The sequence below is a fragment of the Symbiopectobacterium sp. genome, assembly GCF_051710365.1.
Lineage (GTDB): Bacteria > Pseudomonadota > Gammaproteobacteria > Enterobacterales > Enterobacteriaceae > Symbiopectobacterium.
Genome location: NZ_JBPETA010000280.1, coordinates 1 through 2,940 on the forward strand (window position 1 = coordinate 1; position 2,940 = coordinate 2,940).

The 2,940-nt window shown below is 49.8% G+C and carries 3 protein-coding genes; 2 read left to right on the forward strand and 1 reads right to left on the reverse strand.

The genetic code is table 11. The features are described 5' to 3' along the window. Positions 1-502: 502 nt before the first annotated feature. Positions 503-1,684, forward strand: a complete 1,182-nt coding sequence (locus tag ACTBDZ_RS16615) for an isochorismate synthase (RefSeq protein WP_438816118.1) — start codon at positions 503-505, stop codon at positions 1,682-1,684. Positions 1,685-1,858: 174 nt separating this feature from the next. Then, positions 1,859-2,593: an alpha/beta hydrolase gene (locus ACTBDZ_RS16620; protein WP_438816119.1), complete on the forward strand. Its 735-nt coding sequence runs from the start codon at positions 1,859-1,861 to the stop codon at positions 2,591-2,593. 51 nt (positions 2,594-2,644) lie between these two features. Here the strand turns inward: ACTBDZ_RS16620 and ACTBDZ_RS16625 are convergent. Beyond that, a partial coding sequence (locus tag ACTBDZ_RS16625; RefSeq protein ID WP_438816120.1) for a tyrosine-type recombinase/integrase occupies positions 2,645-2,940 on the reverse strand: 296 nt, incomplete at its 5' end.

The following is a 2,940-nucleotide window of genomic DNA, read 5'->3' on the forward strand; positions in this document are numbered from 1 at the left end:
TTGTTATAGGAGGGCCAGTTAGTGATTTTAAAATTTTGTTTTGCCATGGAGACCTGATTTTGAAACAACTATGGTGATCTGTTCCGATGATTACCCAAACTTTCTATTTATTCAACAAAGCCATTACAAGTATGTTTTTGTATGCAGTGTCAAGGATTATTAGTGCGCATTGTATATTGACATGTCTTTTTATCTCACTCTCTCTCGTTTTTTATTTCTGTTTTCATGACAACACTATTATCTCTTAACGCCCAGTATTGATAATAATTCTCAATTAGAATAACCTGTTAGCGTGGGAACCATGCAACGCTCTACTCGGGCTGGCGGGGGGGAATGTGACTTTGTATGTAGGGATGGATTTTAAAACAAAAAATCGTTTTATTGATGATTGATATTTATAAGTTACTTGAGGGCGTGCGAAAAATAATGATCCGTTTCACAAGATGTGAGTATCCGCATGAGATCAATCAGACGTGTTTTATTCATCATTTAAGGTGACACGATGTTTGATGCTATTGTAACCCAAGCCAGTAACCCGCCGGAAAGACCGGTAGATTTCTCCTATTACTCCGCGCACCGATGTGTGATCGCATCGGGCATTTTTGAACAAATTTCACAACCTGCACAAACCGACGGTGATAATGGCCAATCGCTGTGGCAAAAGATACAAGCCACCATGGCGCGAGCACGGGCACAAGGCGTGTCCGCACCAATTGTAGTCGGTGCGATTCCTTTTGATACCCGCCGTCCATCCTGCTTGTTCATTCCGCAGTACTACCATTTCTCCCTCAGACAGGCCGATGCCTCGCTTGCATCCTGCAACTGTGTGAGCCCAACGACCACGATCACACATGTAAACAGCATGCCTGATGCCCGGCATTTTCAAACTGCCGTAGGGGCTGCACTACGTTGTGTGCGTCAGGGGGAAATTCGCAAAGTGGTGTTATCGCGTCTGCTGGATGTGGACGTTGCACAGCCTATAGATTGCTTGGCTGTGATGAACAATTTGCGGGTGCAAAATCCCCATGCTTATCACTTTTCCCTGCCTCTGCCGGAGGGAGGCGTTTTAATCGGGGCCAGTCCAGAATTGTTAATCCGCAAAAATGCGCGACGTATCTGGAGTAACCCCTTGGCTGGTTCAATTTGTCGTCATCAAGACCCGCAGCGCGATAAACTTCAGTGTCAGCAATTACTGGATTCGCATAAAGATCAGCAGGAACACCGAATGGTCGTGGACGATATTGCCCGGCATTTACGCCCTCTGTGCCGTCAACTAATCACACCGTCTACCCCTTCACTGTTAGCAACCAACACCATGTGGCATCTTTCCTCGCCTATTGAAGGTGAGCTGTGCCAAACGGATAATAGTGTCATGCAGTTGGCTTGTTTACTGCATCCCACTCCGGCGATGTGCGGTACGCCGACGGCAGCCGCACGGCAGTTGATCGCTGAATTGGAACCCTACGATCGCGGATTATTCAGCGGTATTGTGGGATGGAGCGATGAACACGGCGACGGTGAATGGGCTATTATCATCCGCAGTGCCATCATCCGGCAGCAGCAGGTGCGTTTTTTTGCCGGTGCCGGGATCGTAGAAGGTTCTGATGCGCAAAAAGAGTGGGAAGAGATCGCGGGGAAACTGGAGACTATGCTGCGTGCGCTGGGATTACAGTTGCCGGGCTGAGCTGTTTTTTTTCAGCCTCACGACGGGTCAGGACAGGGAACAGAACAAGAGGAGTGTCATTTTTGTATCAGCATTATCCAACGCGGAAGGAGATTTTCACTTCTTCCACCTGCGGGGGACTACCAGCTGTTTATCGCCTGGCCCGATGAGCCAGCGCCAGAGCAGGGATGGCCGGTGATTTATCTGCTTGATGGAGACGTACACTTCCCGGTGGCGGAAACCCTGATGCGGACATTGGCGCGTCCGCGTTGTTGTATGACACCGGGGGTCGTGGTGGCGATCGGTTATCTGGAAGGGACGCTGCGTGAACGGGATTATCGTCCGGCAGTGGCGCAGCGGGTTCCTGAGCCAAATCCTCGCTGCGGATACTACCCGATCGGGCTGGCAGGGCAGTCAGAGGCATTTCTGGCGTTCATTCAACATGAGCTGAAGCCCTATATCCGGCAAGCGTTTTCTGTCGATCCCAGGAGAGAAGCCTTATTTGGCCATTCCTACGGTGGGCTGTTTACGCTCAATACCTTGTTTACCTGCCGCCATGCTTTTCAACACTATTATGCCTCCAGCCCTTCGGTGTGGTGGAACGAGGGGTATATCAATAGTGCTGCGACAGACTTTTTACAGGTTGAGGTGACAGAGGCGCACCCCACTGCGCCCGTGCTGTTTTTATCCGTGGGAGAGTGGGAGCAATCGCTGGAGCGGTGGGAATTGGCGTTACCCGAGGTACAGCGCGAAGCGTTGCGGCAGCACCGACGCCAGCGTCGGATGGTTGATGGCGTTCGTGAGCTGTCATGGCGATTACAGGCGGCGGGCTGCGATAAGCTCGAAGTTTCACTTTTTATTCATGCTGGGCAATCTCATCAATCCGTCCCGCTGCTTTCCTTACAGCGGGATGAAAATTACGGCATTTAGATTCAGAGAGTTACAAGCAATCGATCGAAATTACTCGAAATTCAGTCGAAATTATTCAATCTCAGCCCACTCTGCCGCTCTTACATCGCGATACTTATCGGTCATCTCTGAGGACTTATGTCCTAGCAGTTTTTGCGCATAATCCCTCCCTTTCTCATCAGTGTAGAGACGTGCGGCAAGGCTCCTGATTTCGTGAAATGAAGGAGCGTTACGTTCCCATGTTAGTCCTGATAATCGACGTGCTTTCAAAAATGCTCTGGAAATCGTGTCCTGAGAAAATTGCTCGTGTTTGGCATCTGCGACAAGATGCGCTCCACCGTTGTTTAATGCCCTAAACTGGTTTAATA

Excerpts from the sequence above, each read along its gene's own strand:
- ACTBDZ_RS16615 (WP_438816118.1), top strand. The coding sequence starts at position 503 with ATGTTTGATGCTATTGTAACCCAAGCCAGTAACCCGCCGGAAAGACCG.